14 protein-coding genes are annotated in these 15,581 nt (G+C 66.8%); 7 read left to right on the top strand and 7 right to left on the bottom strand.

What is annotated here, in order from left to right:
* Nucleotides 1–61: 61 nt before the first annotated feature.
* The 7 genes from AABF56_RS16455 to AABF56_RS16425 form a co-directional block, all read right to left on the bottom strand.
* A complete protein-coding gene (locus tag AABF56_RS16455; RefSeq protein WP_272806757.1) occupies nt 62–1,135 on the bottom strand; it encodes an ABC transporter ATP-binding protein in 1,074 nt (357 codons plus the stop codon).
* Complete coding sequence (locus AABF56_RS16450) at nt 1,128–2,663, bottom strand: sulfatase (RefSeq protein WP_272806756.1); 1,536 nt, start codon at nt 2,661–2,663, stop codon at nt 1,128–1,130. The genes AABF56_RS16455 and AABF56_RS16450 overlap by 8 nt, the downstream gene beginning before the upstream one ends.
* A gap of 1 nt (nt 2,664) precedes the next feature.
* Entirely contained in the window at nt 2,665–3,492 is an 828-nt protein-coding gene (locus AABF56_RS16445) for a carbohydrate ABC transporter permease (protein WP_272806755.1), read from the bottom strand.
* On the bottom strand, nt 3,489–4,424 hold the full coding sequence (locus AABF56_RS16440) for a carbohydrate ABC transporter permease (protein ID WP_272806754.1): 936 nt from the start codon (nt 4,422–4,424) through the stop codon (nt 3,489–3,491). Before AABF56_RS16440 ends, AABF56_RS16445 begins: the two co-directional genes overlap by 4 nt.
* 10 nt (nt 4,425–4,434) lie before the next feature.
* Nucleotides 4,435–5,790 carry an extracellular solute-binding protein gene (locus tag AABF56_RS16435; protein WP_272806753.1) on the bottom strand — a complete coding sequence of 452 codons (1,356 nt, stop codon included), beginning with the start codon at nt 5,788–5,790 and terminating at the stop codon, nt 4,435–4,437.
* Between the two features lie 107 nt (nt 5,791–5,897).
* Nucleotides 5,898–7,448 carry a hypothetical protein gene (locus AABF56_RS16430; RefSeq protein ID WP_272806752.1) on the bottom strand — a complete coding sequence of 517 codons (1,551 nt, stop codon included), beginning with the start codon at nt 7,446–7,448 and terminating at the stop codon, nt 5,898–5,900.
* 154 nt (nt 7,449–7,602) lie between these two features.
* Entirely contained in the window at nt 7,603–8,706 is a 1,104-nt protein-coding gene (locus AABF56_RS16425) for a GntR family transcriptional regulator (RefSeq protein ID WP_272806751.1), read from the bottom strand.
* Between the two features lie 257 nt (nt 8,707–8,963).
* On the opposite strand from AABF56_RS16425, the gene AABF56_RS16420 reads away from it, so the two are divergent.
* The 7 genes from AABF56_RS16420 (at nt 8,964) to AABF56_RS16390 (ending at nt 15,518) form a co-directional block, all read left to right on the top strand.
* A complete protein-coding gene (locus AABF56_RS16420) occupies nt 8,964–9,761 on the top strand; it encodes an ABC transporter ATP-binding protein (RefSeq protein WP_272806750.1) in 798 nt (265 codons plus the stop codon).
* Nucleotides 9,758–10,549, top strand: a complete 792-nt coding sequence (locus AABF56_RS16415; protein ID WP_272806749.1) for an ABC transporter permease — start codon at nt 9,758–9,760, stop codon at nt 10,547–10,549. The genes AABF56_RS16420 and AABF56_RS16415 overlap by 4 nt, the downstream gene beginning before the upstream one ends.
* Nucleotides 10,546–11,325 (top strand): ABC transporter permease, encoded by a 780-nt coding sequence (locus AABF56_RS16410; RefSeq protein ID WP_244769778.1) that lies wholly within the window; start codon nt 10,546–10,548, stop codon nt 11,323–11,325. Before AABF56_RS16415 ends, AABF56_RS16410 begins: the two co-directional genes overlap by 4 nt.
* A gap of 23 nt (nt 11,326–11,348) precedes the next feature.
* A complete protein-coding gene (locus tag AABF56_RS16405) occupies nt 11,349–12,392 on the top strand; it encodes an ABC transporter substrate-binding protein (protein ID WP_272806748.1) in 1,044 nt (347 codons plus the stop codon).
* 66 nt (nt 12,393–12,458) lie between these two features.
* On the top strand, nt 12,459–13,526 hold the full coding sequence (locus AABF56_RS16400) for a Gfo/Idh/MocA family protein (RefSeq protein WP_272806747.1): 1,068 nt from the start codon (nt 12,459–12,461) through the stop codon (nt 13,524–13,526).
* The gene (locus tag AABF56_RS16395) at nt 13,517–14,542 is read left to right on the top strand and encodes a Gfo/Idh/MocA family protein (RefSeq protein ID WP_272806746.1); all 1,026 of its coding nucleotides are present in this window, start codon (nt 13,517–13,519) and stop codon (nt 14,540–14,542) included. The genes AABF56_RS16400 and AABF56_RS16395 overlap by 10 nt, the downstream gene beginning before the upstream one ends.
* A gap of 10 nt (nt 14,543–14,552) precedes the next feature.
* Nucleotides 14,553–15,518: a glucokinase gene (locus AABF56_RS16390; protein WP_272806745.1), complete on the top strand. Its 966-nt coding sequence runs from the start codon at nt 14,553–14,555 to the stop codon at nt 15,516–15,518.
* Nucleotides 15,519–15,581 lie beyond the last annotated feature (63 nt).

Genomic DNA, 15,581 nt, shown 5'->3' with positions numbered 1-15,581 from the left:
GGAATGGCGAACCGGGCTGGCGTGCACGGTCGAAGCCCGTGCAGGTCGGATGACTGAAAGCTCAGATCCGTGCGGCGGTGCCCGGCCCGTCACCCATCCGGCGGCCGCTTTGCGGGTCGAAGAGGTGGAGGCGCGCGGCGTCGGGCAGGATATGGACGGTTTCGCCGGGCCGGATGTGCAGGCGGTCGCGACCGAGATAGGTGAGCTTCTGCCCGGCCATATCGAGCAGCAGCAGGGTTTCAGACCCGGTCTGCTCGACGACCACGACGGTCGCGGCCGTGCCCGCGGGATCGAGCGTCAGGTGCTCCGGTCGGATGCCGAGCACGGTCCGGGCGGTGTCGGCGATCGTCCCCGTCGCGACCGACAGGCCGCAGCCGGCGATGAACCGCCCCTTCTCGACGCGACCCTCGATGAAATTCATCGCCGGTGAGCCGATGAAGCCGGCGACGAACATGTTGGCGGGATGGTCGTAGAGATCGAGCGGCGAGCCCACCTGCTCCACCACGCCGGCCCGCATGACGACGATCTTGTCCGCCATGGTCATCGCCTCGACCTGGTCATGGGTGACATAGACCGTCGTGGTGCCGAGGCGCTGGTGCAGCGCCTTGATCTCCGCGCGCATCTGCACGCGCAGCTTGGCGTCGAGATTGGACAGCGGCTCGTCGAACAGGAAGACGCGCGGATCGCGCACGATGGCGCGGCCCATCGCCACACGCTGGCGTTGCCCGCCCGAAAGCTGGCGCGGCAGGCGGTCGAGCAGGGCGGAGAGGTCAAGGATTTCGGCGGCGGCCGCAACGCGCCTGTCGATCTCCTCCTTCGGCTTGCCGGCGAGCTTCAGCGAGAAGCCCATGTTCTTCGCGACGGTCATGTGCGGATAGAGCGCGTAGTTCTGGAAGACCATCGCGACATCGCGCTGTTTCGGCGGGATGTCGTTGACGACGCGCGCGCCGATGCGAATTTCGCCGCCGGAAATGCCTTCCAGCCCGGCGATCATGCGCAGAAGGGTGGACTTGCCGCAGCCGGACGGGCCGACCAGCGCGACGAATTCGCCGTCCCTGACCTCGACGTCGACGCCGCGCAGCACCTCGACGCTTCCATAGGACTTGCGGGCCTCCCGGATCTGGACTTCAGCCATGGTCGCCTCCCGAGGCCGTGCCGAAGGCAAGGCGCGAGAAGGCTTCCGGCGGCGCGCCGTTCGCCCGCATCAGCCGGGTCATCAGGTCGGCAAGGCGCCGTTCCTCGCCGGGGTCGGCGAGCGGCTTTTCCTGGCCGGGATCGCTTTCAAGATCGTAGAGCCGCGTCTCGGATTCGAGCAGCGCGCCGGGGCCGTAGTTGTTGTACATCGGCGACCGCTCGATCACCGGTACCTTCAGCAGCGTCGCGCCCTTGGTGAAATCGAGCGGCGGCGAGAGTTTGACGGACGCCAGCTCAGCCGGCGTGAACGGCGAGAAGATATGCGTCGGCATCAGCGTATATTGGTAGAGTTCCTGCTGCGACAGATCCTCCGGGAAGCGGTGATAGGTGTAGCGCCCATCGGCGACGTTTACTGCACCGCCGAAATAGCCGAACAAGGCCCCCTCGCGCGGCGACGGACCGGCGGCCGTGGCGCAGAGCGAAACGCCCTCGTTCTCGGCCGGCGGCGCGGCACCGAAGAGATCGAGGAAGGTCGCGGCAAGGTCGATCGACTGGGTGAGGGCCTCCGAGCGGCTTCCGGCGCGTGCCGCGTGGCGCGGGTCGTGCACGAAGAGCGGGATATGCGCCACTTCCTCGTAGAGGTTCATGCGGTTCTTCGCCCAGAAATCGTGCTCGCCGAGCAGGAAGCCGTGGTCGGTGGTGACGACGAGGGCGGTGTCCTTCCACAGGTCATGCCGGTCGAAATAGTCCAGCAATTCGCCGAGCAGGTGGTCGCACATGGCCACCACGGCATAGTAGTTGGCGCGCAGTTCCTCGCATTCCTCGGGCAGCTCGTCGACGCGGCCGTAGCGCGGCCAGTCGCGGATCGGGCCCTGCCAGCCGGTATCGAACTGCGCCTTGAAGCGTTCCGGCGCCGTGAAGGGTTCGTGCGGGTCGAAGGTCTCGATCTGCAAGAGCCAGTTGTCGGCCTCGCGGTTGCGGTCGAGGAAGTCGAAGCCCTCGGCAAAGCAGCGCACGGAGGGGAAGTCCTTCTCTTCTTTGATGAACTCGCGGTTGATGATGTTCTGGCCGAAATAGGAGCGGCGCTGGTCGCTGAACTGGCGAGTATGGTATTTCTCGCGCAGGCGCTCCCAGTGCGGCTGCACCATGGCCTTCCAGCGGTCGCCCTCCTGGCCGCGCACGAATTCATAGGAATCGTAGCGGTTGTGATAGGTCGCCCCGCCGTCCTCCCAATAGTGGAAATGGTCGGTCACCAGGTGGCTGTAGGTGCCGCGCTCCCGGTGCAGGATCTCCGGGAAGGCATTGTCGAAGGGCTCCAGCGGGCCCCAGCTGCGGTGCAGGAAGGTGAGGCGGCCGGTCAGCATGTCGCGCCTTGCCGGCATGCAGGGCAGGCTGCCGACATAGTGCTTGTCGAAGGTCACGCTGCGGGCGGCGAGCCGGTCGAAGTTCGGCGTCGGGATGCGCGTTCCGCCGTAGGGCCCGAGCAGGTGCCGGTTGAGGGAATCGAAAAGAACAAAAACCGCCTTCATGCTATTTCACCGCTCCTTGCGTGAGCCCCTTGACGATGTAGCGCTGCGCGACGAGCAGCACGAGGATGGCCGGGACCATTGCCAGCGCGGCGCTGGCGGCCATCTGGGTGTACTGGATCTCGAAATCCTGGGCGAACTTGGCGATGGCGACGGGCACGGTGGCCGTCTGCTTCATCGTCAGCGTCAGGGCGACGGCGAATTCGTTCCAGGAGAAGATGAAGGTGAGGATCGAGGTGGCGGCAAGGCCCGGCGTGATCAGCGGCAGGATGACATGCCACAGGATATGCGGCGTATCCGCCCCGTCCATGATCGCCGCCTCCTCCAGCTCCTTCGGCACGTCGCGCACGAAGACTGCCATCAGCCAGATCGCCATCGGCAGGTTGAGCGTCGCATGGGCGAGGATCAGGCCGGTGAAGGTGTTTTCCAGCCCCACCGCCCGCGCCATGGTGAACCAGGCGCTCGCCAGCGCCACCGGCGGGATCATGTGGAAGATCATCGTCCAGGCGAGGAAGAGATGCACGGTCCAGGCGGGCCAGCGCATCCGGTTGAGCGAGAAGGCGGCAAGCGTCGCGATGACGACGCACAGCACGGTGCTGACGATGCCGACGATGATCGAGTTGCGGTAGTTGAGCAGGAAGTCGGAGGTCTTCGACCAGAGCACCTCGGCGAAATTGCTGCCGATGGGCGTGAAGAGTACGTCGCCCATCAGAAGCGAGATCTGCGTGCGGAAGCCGGCCGCGACGGTCCAGGCGATCGGCGCGAGAACGAGCGCGGCGCCGACCGCCAGCGCGACATGGACCGGAAGGACGGAACCCGTGCGCCGGCTCATGAGGCGGCTCCCGTGCGGCGGCGCGCCGAAAGCGCGAGGACGAGGAGCAGCGAGACGAGGAAGATGACGGTGACCGACATGGCCGAGCCGTAGCCCGCCTTGTCCTCGGTGAAGAAGCGCTGGTAGAGCGTGAAGCTGATCACCTCGGTCGAGGTGCCGGGGCCGCCGCTGGTGAGGAGATAGACCTCGTCGAAGACCTTGAAGGCGAGCACGAGGCGGAAGGCGAAGGTGACGATGATCGTCGGGATCATCAGCGGCAGCGTGACGTAGACGAGCTCCTGCCAGGCGCCGGCGCCGTCCATCCGGGCGGCCTCGAAGACATCCTGCGGCAGGGATTCGAGACCCGCGAGGAACAGGAGGAAGCAGAACGGCGTCCAATGCCAGATATCGACGGCGATGACGGAGAGGAGGGCGGTTTCGGGACTGCCCAGCCAGTCGTGCGGCAGGATGCCGACAAGGCCGAGGGCCTTGTTGACGAGGCCGAAGTCGAAATTGAGCATCAGCTTCCAGATGGCGCCGATGACGATGCCGGGGATGAGGATGGGCAGGATGAAGATCGCCCGGTAGAGCACGCGGCCGCGCACAATCTTGGTGCAGAGCAGCGCCATGGCGAAGCCGAGGACCATCTGGCCGGCGACGGCGCCGAAGGCGAAGATGAGCGTGTTGGAGATACCGGCGCCGAAAAGGCTGTCGGAGAATAGCGCCTGGTAATGGGTGAGGCCCACCCAGGTGCGCACCTGCTGCCCGTCCGCCCAGGTGATGTTCTGGAAGCTGGTGAGAAACAGGTTGGCGATGGGCAGGACGCTGAGGGCGAGCATCATGGCGAGGGCCGGACCGAAGGTCAGCCAGCGCCAGAGACGCTGGCCGCGGTCTTCGGAGACCTTTGCCGGCCGCCGCGGGGACGATAGGGTCTGTGCTTGCGCGGCGGCCATGGTCCGGTCCTTACTTCAGCGGATCGAGCTTGCTGGTCTTGTAGGAATGGCCGGCCATGATCTTTTCGATCTCGTCGGACATGCCGTTCAGCGCGTCGACGGTCGTGATCTCGCCGGCGACGGCCCGGTTGAGCCCGAGCTCCAGCACCGAGATAACCTCGCTCGCTTCCGGGAACTGGTAGATGTTCACCGCATGCGGCAGGGCCTCGGCAAGCGGCTTCATCCAGCGGTAGCGGCGCTCGTCGGCGATCGGTTCCTTGTAGACCGCCGCGTTGACGGGGATGCCGCCGGCCTTGGCCGTTTCGAGCTGCGCGGCCTTCGTCTGGAACCAGCGCAGGAACTCCACGGCGGCCCGCTTGCGGTCGTCGGGCACGTTCCTGGAAATGCCGGCCAGCCAGTGGCCGAGGCCGGGCGAGGTGGTCAAGCCCTCCACGGAGGGCGTCGGCGCCCATTCGACCTTGTCGACGATGGCCGATTTGTTCGGATCGTCCATCTGCGACCAGGCGGCGATGACCATCATGATATGCGCCGTATGGCCGGTCACCATGGCCTGGATGACCTCGGCCTGGTCGGAGGCCGCCGTCTTCGGGTGGCCGGCTTCCTTTGCGAGGCGCACATAGTAGTCGAGCGCTTCGCGACCCTGGTCGGAGTTCAGCGTGACGGAGTAGTCGCCCGTCGACTGGTCCTTGAAGATGCCGCCGCCGAAGCCGTAGAGATAGGGATAGAAGTCGTAGGCGACGGTGTGCGGCCCGCGCGCGCCGCGCTGCACGATGCCGTACATGCCCGGCGGGTTGTGGAACTTCTTGGCGTTGGCTTCGAGTTCCGCGAAGGTCTTCGGTGCCGAAAGGCCCGCCTCCTGGTAGAGGTCGCCGCGATAGTAGAGCATCGGGATCAGCGGCGAGACCGGCATCGACATGAGCTTGCCGGCCTTGGTCATCGTCTTGTTGGCGGCATCGTAGTAGATCGTGTCGCCGAGCGTGTAGATTTCCGGGTCGAGCTGGAAGCCGGGGTCGATGTCGGTGATGGCCTCGACGAAGCCGCCGGCATACATTTCCGCGAACCAGCCGGAGTTCATGATCAGGATGTCGTACTGGCCCGCGCTCGCTCGCACGGAGTTGCGCTGCTTTTCGAGCGAGCCGGCGAAGGGGTTGACGTCAAGTTCCACCTTGTTGCCGGTCTCGGCCTCGTAGGCCTCCACCGTCCTGCGGAAGCTTTCGAACCAGGGTGACTGGTTGATCACGATGGTGATCGGTGCGACGCTGGCGGCGTAAAGCGGCCGGAATGCGCCGGGAACGAGGCTGGCGGTGGCCGCCATGCCCATGCCCTTGAGGACGTTGCGTCTTGGAATGCGGGTCGTAAAGGTCATCGATGAGTCTCCCATTGCCTCATGATTGTTCACTGCTTGGTCTCGGCATCCAAGAAAACGGGTGCTCGCCGCGGTCTTGATGCCGCATTCGCTTTGCCGCCATTCTCCTATTCGCAGAAAATCGGGCTTGCCCAGTTCCACTGGCCATTGGCTTGGCGCATGCGGGCATAGATCCAGTCGCCCTTGCGCAGCGGCTCGATGGCGAGCCGGCCGCGCCACTGCCATTGATGCGGGCGCGGCAGCGGATGCAGGCGGAAGGCGGGGCTGTCGATCGGGCCGAGATTGCCCGAAAGCGCGCCCTCGAGCAGCCGTTCGGCGCTCGCCTCGAAGGTCTGGCCGTCGAGCACCAGCCGGATATTCGCATCCGGCGTGATGCGGATGCGGGCGGCGATCGCCTGCATGGCGGCAGTGGTGTTGTTGGGGTTGGCGATGGAGCGGATCGTGAAGTCGATGCGGTTGCCGGAAAGGCGGATGTCGTTCTCGTCCTTCGCGTCGCCGCCGCCCTCCAGCGGCGAGACCACTTCGGAACCGCGCAGGCGCGGCTCGACGGAGAGGATGTCGCCGCCGGAAAGCGCCAGCGAGCCCTGCCAGTCGTGGAATTTTCCGCGCGCGCCCCAGCCGAGCTCCAGTACGAGCAGCGTTTCCATGCTGCCGTCGGCAGTGTCGACCGGGCTTCTTTGCAGGTCCGATGTCACCCGGCCGACCACGTCGCCGTTGCGGATGAGGTCGATATAGTCGATGGCACCGCCCGCGACCGCTTCAAGCTCCAGCATGTCATGTCCGCCGGCGGCCACGCTGCCGCCCTGCACGGCATCGCCGATCGCGAAGAAGAGGTGGCTCGCATCGCCGGTAAGCGCATTGGTGCGGCGCCGGTGGATACCCTCCCAGAGCGCTGCGCGGGAATTTTCCGGCGCATAGACGGCCGAGCGGCCGTGGCCGTAGGAGCCGGGATAGCCGCTGTGATGGTCGGTATTGCCGAGAAAGCCGAAGCGGATGCCGCGGTTGAGGCCGTGGCGGGCGGTGGACCGGCCGTCGCTCGGGCCCATGGAATGCAGGAACGGCCGGTCCATGACCGACGTCTCGGAACAGCCGTGCATGGAGACGATCTCCATCACCGGCGAGAGGTCTTCCACGACCGTATCCCAATTCACCCCCCGCGCGCCGAGGCGGTAGCCGATATGGTGCGGGAAGGCGAAGACGCCGTCGCCATAGGCGGCGCGCAGCCTGGCATGCAGGTCCGCCGGCGTATCGGCCTTGATCACCGCCTGGCGGGCGATGTCGCGATAGACGATCGTATAGTCGCCATGGGCGAAGGAATGGATCTCATAGCCCGGGAAGACGGTGAAGACGCCCGGTTCGTCCGCCGCCGCCAGCATATCGAAATGGGCGTCCCACAGCTTTTCGAGCCTGGCGAAGCCCTTGACGTGGAAATCGACGATGTGGGCGACGCGCGGGTCGTCGACCGGCATGTCGGGCCAATAGGCATGCCCGGTGACGGAGACGAAATCCAGCTGGCGCTGCGCCCGGCGCAGCGCCTGTTCGAGGCTGCCATGGCCATAGGAAATGTCGCAGTGGTTGTGGATGTCGCCGTAATAGGGCCGGACGCCAAAGCGTGCGGCAAGGGGCTGTAGCCGTTCCGGCAGACGCTCACCCAACATACTGCACCCCTCCCGTTGCGAATGGCCGGGAAGCGCCATGCCCCGGGCGAACTCGCCTGATACAATATGTATTGTACCGTAGCAGATGCATCCCTCGATGCAAGCGTGTTTTTTGGGAAGAGGTGCGTGCCGTCGTCCGGCCGGCGCATGTCCTTCAGCGGGACGGCGCGCCGGTGCTGTCGCGGAACTCGGCGAGGCAATCGAGATAGACGATCTGCGGCGCCTCGCGCGGCGCCGCGATGCGCTTGTGGATGACCTCGATCAGGCTCCTGGCAGCGGCCAGATACGAGCTGCCGGCCATGCTCATGAAGCCGAAATGCTCGGTCGGAACGTCGTGGTGGCCGAGCACGACGAGGCTGAGGTCCTGCGGGCAGGCAATGCCCATTTCGGTGAGGCACTGCCGGATGCCGAGGCTATCGGAAATGCCGAGCGTCGCCATCGCCGTGAAGGGAAGCCGTCCGTGCCGGTCGACCAATGCGCCGAGCGCCGTCTTCAGGGCGTCACCGACCCGCTGGGTGGGATGCAGCACGCCGCCGAGCGCGATGCTTTCGGTGTGTTCCCAGCCTGCCTTGTGGCGGCGGCCGAGCCGGTCGAAGGCGCGCCGGACTGAGAGGATCGGCTGGGCCATCGAATCCAGCGAAACCAGCGCGATCGAGCGGTGTCCCAGCTCCGAAAGATGCTCCAGCGCGAGGTCCAGCGCCTCTTCCCAGTCGGTGCCGACCCGGTCAATATCGACGCCCGCGACGGAATTGCCGTCGACGACGAGGGCGCGCGTCTTGCCCTGGAGGAGATGGAGCAGCCGGATCGGGATGTTCTCGTAATGGGATTGCAGGATCGCCGCGTCGAAATCCGGAACCGATGTCAGGATATCCAAAAGGTGGCCGGTATTGTGGTAGGAGATCTGCACCACCTTGCTGCCCGTGCGCGACAGGTGCCCGACGATGTGATTCTGCACCAGCATGCAGCGTTCGTTGAGGCTGGCATTCGACAGGATCAGCAGGCTGTCGAGGTGCCTTGCGGTGTCCGTCCCACCGTTTACGGCGGCATCGCCGTCCTTGACGACATAGGTCCCGCGGCCGACCTGCGAAGTGAGGAGCCCTTCCTCGCGCAGGCGCGTCAGCGCCTCCTGCACGGTCGCCTGGCTGACCTGGTGGCTGCGCATCAGCTCGCGCACCGTCGGCAGCCGCGCACCGTCGTCGAGCCGGGCAATCTGGTCCCGCAGGGATGCGAGGACCGTATGGGAGGAGGCTGCGCGCAAAGGTCTGCCCCGATCGTCGATTCGTGTCTGCTTCTTGTTGCTTCTAACCGGATACATTTTGAATCCCGCCCCGGCAATCCCGCCTCGTCGGCCGATTGGCCGGGGAGATGGGCCCCATGTTCGCACCTGATTGTATTATAGCGAATACAAATTGCACTTTACAATTTGATTTTCACGTATACGCTTGATCCCGGAATGGCAAAAGCCATCCACCGCAGCGATCGGAAGGGGAGTCCGTCGTGTCGCAGAGCCCTGTCATGGAACGACGCAGCCCGGATGCCGGCGCGGGAGGCCACGGGCCTGCCGAAACGGCCTTCATCCGCATCGACGGTGCGCGCAAGGTGTTCACGCAGCGCAGCGGCGGTGCCGTGCCGGTGCTCGACAATGTCGATCTCGCCATTGCGGAGAACGAATTCGTCTCGTTCATCGGCCGCAGCGGCTGCGGCAAGACGACCCTTCTCAACATGATCGCCGGGCTGGAGGACGTCTCGGCCGGCCGCATCGCCATTGCCGGCAAGGTCGTCACCGGGCCGGGACAGGGGCAGGGCGTCGTCTTCCAGCAGCATGCGCTGTTTCCCTGGCTGACGGCGGTGGACAACGTCGCCTTCGGCTTCCGCAAGTCGGGCCTTGCCAAGGCCGAGCGCCGCCGGCGCGCCCTGGATCTCCTGGCGCTCGTCGGCCTGGAAGCTGCGGCGGGGCGCTATCCGCGCGAAATGTCCGGCGGCATGCAGCAGCGCGTCTCCATTGCCCGCGCGCTGGCGCTCGATCCGCAGATCCTCCTGATGGACGAACCCTTCGGTGCGCTCGACGAATTGACGCGCATCGAATTGCAGCAGGAGCTGCTGCGCATCTGGGAGGCGCGCCGCAAGACGATCGTCTTCGTCACCCATTCGATCAGCGAGGCCCTGATGCTGTCGGACCGGATCGTGCTCTTGGCACCTGATCCCGGCCGCATCAAGCGCATCTTCCCGGTCGATCTGCCGCGCCCGCGCCTGCGCACCGATCCGGGCTTCAATGCGCTCTACCAGGCCATCTGGAACGAGCTTTCGACATGACGCGCAAACTCGTTCAGGCGCTTCCGCCGCTAGCCGCCTTCACCGTGCTTCTCCTCCTCTGGGAGGCGGGAGTGCGCTACGGCTTTCTCAAGCCCTATCAGTTCCCGCCCGTCAGCCGCATCGCGCGCGGCTTCGTCGAACTGTCGACGACGGGTTTTCCAACGGGTGTGTCGATCTGGTCGCATGCGCTGACCACCATCCTGCGTGTCCTCCAAGGCTACGGTGCGGCGCTGGCGCTGGCGATCCCGCTCGGCCTCGTCATCGGCGCGCTGCCGGTGGTGGACAAGCTGACCGCGCCGCTCATCGTCTTCTGCCGCTCGGTCGCCACGCTCAGCCTCCTGCCGCTCGTCATCGTCTGGTTCGGCGCGGGCGAGCTGACCAAGGTCTTCCTCATCGGCTACGGCTGCTTCTGGGTCATGCTGTCCAATGTGATCGCCGGCGTGCGCTATGTCGATCCGACGTTCGTCAGGGCCGCGCGCACCTTCGGCCTGAAGGGGCTGGAGCTCTATCGCAGCGTCGTGCTGCCGGCCGCCCTGCCGCGCATCTTCGCCGGCGCGCGCATGGCGCTCGGCGTCGGCTTCATGGTCATCGTCGGCGCCGAGATGATCGGCACGATCGAGGGGCTGGGCGCGCTCATCATGGAGGCGCGCACCTTCTATCGCAGCGAGATCACCATCATCGGCATGCTGGTCATCGGCCTCATCGGCTTCACCATCTCCGCCGGCCTGATGGCGCTGGAGCGCGCCATGCTGCCCTGGGCGGGCGATCTCGACCGGGTGCGCCGATGAAACCGCTTTCCCGCCTTTCCGCCGCCAGCGACCTGACCCTTGGCCTCATCGGCGCGATCCTCGCCGTCGCCGCCTGGGAAATCAGCGCCCGCACCGGGCTGGTCGATCCGGCGATCTTCCCGAGCCCGTCGCTCGCCATCCGCGCGGCGGCCGAGCGCCTGACGGCCGAGACCGTCGCGGACAACCTGTTCTGGAGCCTGCTGCGCGTCTTTTCCGGTTTCCTGCTCGGCGCGCTGGCGGGCGCGGCGGTCGGCATCGCGGCGGGCTGGTATCGCGGTTTCGGGGCCATCGCACGGCCGCTGATCGAGCTTCTGCGGCCGATCCCGCCGCTCGCCTGGATCCCGCTTGCGATCATCTGGTTCGGCCTCGGCGAGCCGTCGAAATTCTTCATCATCTTCCTCGGCGCCTTCTTTCCCGTCGTCACGGCGGCCTATCAGGGCATGCGCAGCATCGATCCGATGCTGCTGAAGGCGGCGCAGACCTTCGGGCTCAGCGGCGTGCCGCTGCTCCTGCGCGTCGCCGTGCCGGCCGCCGCGCCCGATCTTGCGACGGGCGTGCGCATCGGCTGGGGGCTGAGCTTCGGCGTGCTGGTCGCCGCCGAGCTGATCGCGGCCGACCGGGGGCTCGGCTACATGATCATCAACGAGCGCAACACCGGCGGTTCCGTCGGCGTCATCGTCGTCGGCATCCTGCTCATCGGCGCGCTCAACCTCATCACCGACGCGGCCATCGGCGCCGCGATCAAACGCTGGATCGGGCGCTGGCACGGCGCCTGAGAGATAACAAGAGGGAGAACCACATGCGCATCGTCCTGAAATCCCTGATATCCGCCGCCATGGCCGGCATGCTGCTTGCGGCCGGCCCGTCCGCCGCCGCCGAGGTGGAGACCGACACGCTGTCCATCAGTATCGGCCCGGACCTGCCGTTCCTCGTCCATATCGTCGCCAAGGAGAAGGGCTGGTTCGACGAGGCCGGCTTCAAGAATGTCGAGTTCAGGACCTTCGCCTCCGGCAATCTCGCCGGCGAGGCGCTTCTTGCCGACGAGATCCAGCTCTGGACGCCCGGCAACCTGCCGCCGGTCTCGATGGCGCATAACGGCGTGCCTGTGGTGATCCTCGGCACGAATGCCGTCAGCCACGGGCTGGAGAAGATCGTGGTGCGCCAGGATGCCGGTGTCGAGGCCCCGGAAGACCTCACCAAGGTGAAGCTCGGCCTCTTGGTCTCCTCCACCTCCGGCGCCCTGCTCGCCAATGTCGCGAAACACTACGGCCTCGACGCCACGAAGCTCCAGACGGTGAACCTTGCGCCGCCGGAGGCGATGGCCGCCATGGCCAACAACGAGATCCAGGGCATCGTCTTCTGGGAGCCCTTCCCCTATCGCGCGGTGCAGGAGCAGGGCGCCAAGATCGTGCACACGGGCACGAAGAGCTTCTTCGCCAAGAACAATGGCGAGGATGTCGCCGTCTCCAACAACCGCACGGTCTGGGTCGCCTCGCAGGACTGGGTGCGCGCCCATCCCGTGGCGACGGAGGCGCTGGTGAAGGTGCTCGCCAAGGCGCAGGCCTATGTGACCGACCCGGCCAAAAAGGACGAGGTGCTGAAGATCTTCTCCGACTTCCAGAAGCAGCCGGTGGAGATGAACGCCGCGCTCCTCGGCGACTACACTTTCACGCCGGATGTCGACCAGTCCTATGTCGAGGACATGGCGGCCATCGTCGATTACCTCAAGGCGACGAACCGCATTCCGGGCGAGGCGAAGGACGTGCTCACCTATACCTATACAGCCCCGCTGAAGGCGGTGAATGCCGCGGCCGTGTCGGTCGAGGGCCAGTGGGCGCCCTGATGCCCTGAAGAAACCGGGCGCCTGCCGCGGCGGGCGCCCCCTTGCCATCAAAGCGGATTGATCACCATGTCCCGTTCGGCTGCCGACCGGATCGCCGTTGCCGTCATCGGCGCTGGCTTCATCGCCGACTACCATATCAACGGCCTTCGCGCCGCCGGCGGGGCGGATGTCGCCGCGCTGGTCGGCCGGCGGGCGGAGGCGACGCGGGCGCGGGCCGCGGCGCTCGGCATCGGCCGGGCCGAGACCGACTATCGCCGCGTGCTCGACGACAGCGCCATCGACGCCGTGGTCATCGCGACGCCCGACGATACGCATGAGCGCATCGCCATCGACGCGCTGGAGGCGGGAAAGTCCGTTTTGCTGCAAAAGCCAATGGCGTTGGACAGCGCCCAGTGCCGCGCCATCCTCGCCGCGGATGAACGGGCGGGGCGGCGCCTCACCGTCAGTTTCATGCACCGCTATTTCCCGGAGGTGCGCTGGCTGCGCAATCAGATCGCGGCCGGCGCGCTCGGGGCGATCCATTCGGCGCGCCTTCGCAACGCGACGCCCGGGGCGGACTGGAACGACTGGTTCTTCAAGCCCGGCAACGTTTCGGGCGGCGTCGTCATGCAGCTCGGCGTGCACGGCATCGATCTCGTGCAGCACCTCCTCGGCCCGATTGAAACCGTCGCCGCCGACATGACGACGGCCAAGCCGGAGCGCCGCCTTGCCGATGGGCGAACGGTGCGGACGGAGCTGGAGGACAATGTGCTCGCCACCTACCGGCTGGCCGGCGGCGCGCGGGTGAGCCACGAGATGAGCTATACCGAGCTTGCCGGATGCGACCGGTTCCGCCTGGAACTCTATGCGGAGCGCGGCACGGTCTGGCTGCGCACGGAGCGCGGCGCGGCGGCCATCCACGCGCCGTCCGTCACGGGTGCGGCGGGCTGGGTGACGCCCGACCTCCCGGAGGAGCCGCTCGGCGCGGCCCATCATCGCCACTGGCTGTCCGTCGTGCGCGGCGAAGCGCCGGCCGACGATACGGCCGCTGCCGGGCTGCGCTCGGTCGAGGTGGCGGAAACGCTTTATGCAGCAGCGCGGTCCGGCACGCGGATGCCGGTCGGCGGGCAAGGGGAGAAGGCCGGATGCGCCTGAAGATCGCGATACTCGGCGTCGAGCACTACCACGCCAATTTCTGGACCCGCGCCTTTCTGGAGCGGCCCGAGGTGCAGGTCGTCGGCGTCTGGGATGCGTCCGGGGCCGCGGCGGCGGATTTTGCCGCCCGCCATGGCCTCGATGTGGCGCCCGACCTCTCGGGCCTCATCCGCAAGAGCCACGCGGTCGCCATCTGCTCGGCGACGAGCGACCATCTGGCGCTGGTGGAGGCGGCGGCTGCCGCCGGCCGGCCGGTGCTCTGCGAAAAGCCGCTCGGCATCGACCGCGCCCAGTGCGGTGCCATCGCCGATGTGGTGGCGCGCACGGGCATCCGCTTCATGCAGAGCTTCCCGAAGCGTTTCGACCCCGCCAACCACGAGATCGCGCGCCTCCTTCAGGAAAAGGCGCTCGGCCGCGTGACGCTGTGCCGTGTGCGGCATGGCCACAGCCACGGCCTGACGGAGGCCTTCCGCTCCGCCTGGTTCGTCGATCCGGCGCGCTCGGGCGGCGGCACGCTGCTCGACGAGGGCGTGCACGCCGCCGATTTCCTGCGCTGGATGTTCGGCGAGCCGGAAACCGCCTATGCCACGCTCTCCTCCACGCTCGGCCTGCCGGTGGAGGACACGGCGGTCGCCACTTTCCGCTATGCGGACGGCATGATCGCCGAGGTGACGACAAGCTGGTGCTTTGCCGGCGCGGACACGTCGATAGAGATCTACGGGACGGAGGGTTCGCTCCTGCTTTCCGGCGTGGACATCGCCTCGCGTCCGGCGCGCGAGACGGATTTTTTGCGCGTCTTCCGGCGCGGCGAGGAGGGGGGATGGTCCGCCCTGCCGGTCGTGCCCGCGTTCAAGACGGGGGTGTTTCACGAACATGTCGCCTGGGCCTTCGTCGATGCGCTGAAGAACGGCGGCCCGATGCCGGTCACGATCGAGGATGGCCGCAGGGCGTTCGCGATGATCGATGCAGCCTATCGGGCCGCCGCCGCCGGTGCCGCCCAGCCGATCGCGCGATAGGCGGATTTCCATGCTTGCACTGGCCTGCGATATCGGTGGAACCAATACCCGCCTCGGCCTTGTCCGCGACGGTATCCTGCTCTCCGGGAGCACGGGCAGCTATTCCAATGACGATTTCGAGGATTTCTATGCCGTGGCCGCGACGTTCCTACACGAGCGCGGCACGCAGCGCGTCGACAGCGTCTGCATCGCCCTTGCGGCCGTGGCGACGGCCGAAGGCGCCACGCTGACGAACCGGGACTGGACCATCGCCCGCGACCGCGTGGCGGCGGCCTCCGGTGCGGGCAGGGTCGATTTCATCAACGATTTCGAGGCGCTCGGCTATGCGATGGGGCAGGTGGAAAAGCTCAAGACGCAACGCCTGACGCCGGGCAGGGCGCATGGCCGGCCGGGGCCGCGGCTGGTGCTCGGCGCGGGCACGGGCTTCAACGCCTCGGCCTGGTGTCCCTCCCGCTTCGGCGGGGCGCCCCATGTCGTGGCGGCGGAATGCGGGCACATGACGCTGCCGCTCGCCGGCGAGGCGGAATTCTCGTTGCAGGGCGCGCTTTCGGTAGGGCGCGGACGGGCGTCGGTGGAGCGCGCCCTGTCGGGCCGCGGCCTCTTCGAGATCTATCAATGGCAATGCGCCGAGGCCGGCCGGGTGCCCAGCGTTGCGACGGCTGCGGACGTGTCGCGCCTTGCGGTCACGCGGGCGGACAGGGATTGCGAGCAGGCCGGGCACATGTTCATGCGCCTGCTCGGGCGGGTGTGCGGCGATCTGGCGCTCGCCTATCTGCCCTTTTCCGGCGTCTACCTTTCCGGCGGTGTCTCGCGCGCCTTTGCGCGTTCCCTCTCCAAGGACCCCACGTTCCTCGACGCCTTCCGCGCCAAGGGCCGCCAGGCGGATTTCATGGAAAGCTTTCCCGTCCACCTGCTTCTCGATGATCGCACGGCGCTTCAGGGATGCGCGGAATGGTTGCGCCTTTCGGCAGCTTGATGCCCGCGATGTCGGGCAGTGTCCGTTAGCAAGGGCTTTCATATTGCTCGGCAATCGTCGTTC

Source organism: Shinella sp. WSC3-e, from assembly GCF_945994535.1.
Taxonomy (GTDB): domain Bacteria; phylum Pseudomonadota; class Alphaproteobacteria; order Rhizobiales; family Rhizobiaceae; genus Shinella; species Shinella yambaruensis.
Note: the sequence above shows the minus strand (reverse complement) of the source record. Positions and strands in the feature narration are given on the sequence as shown.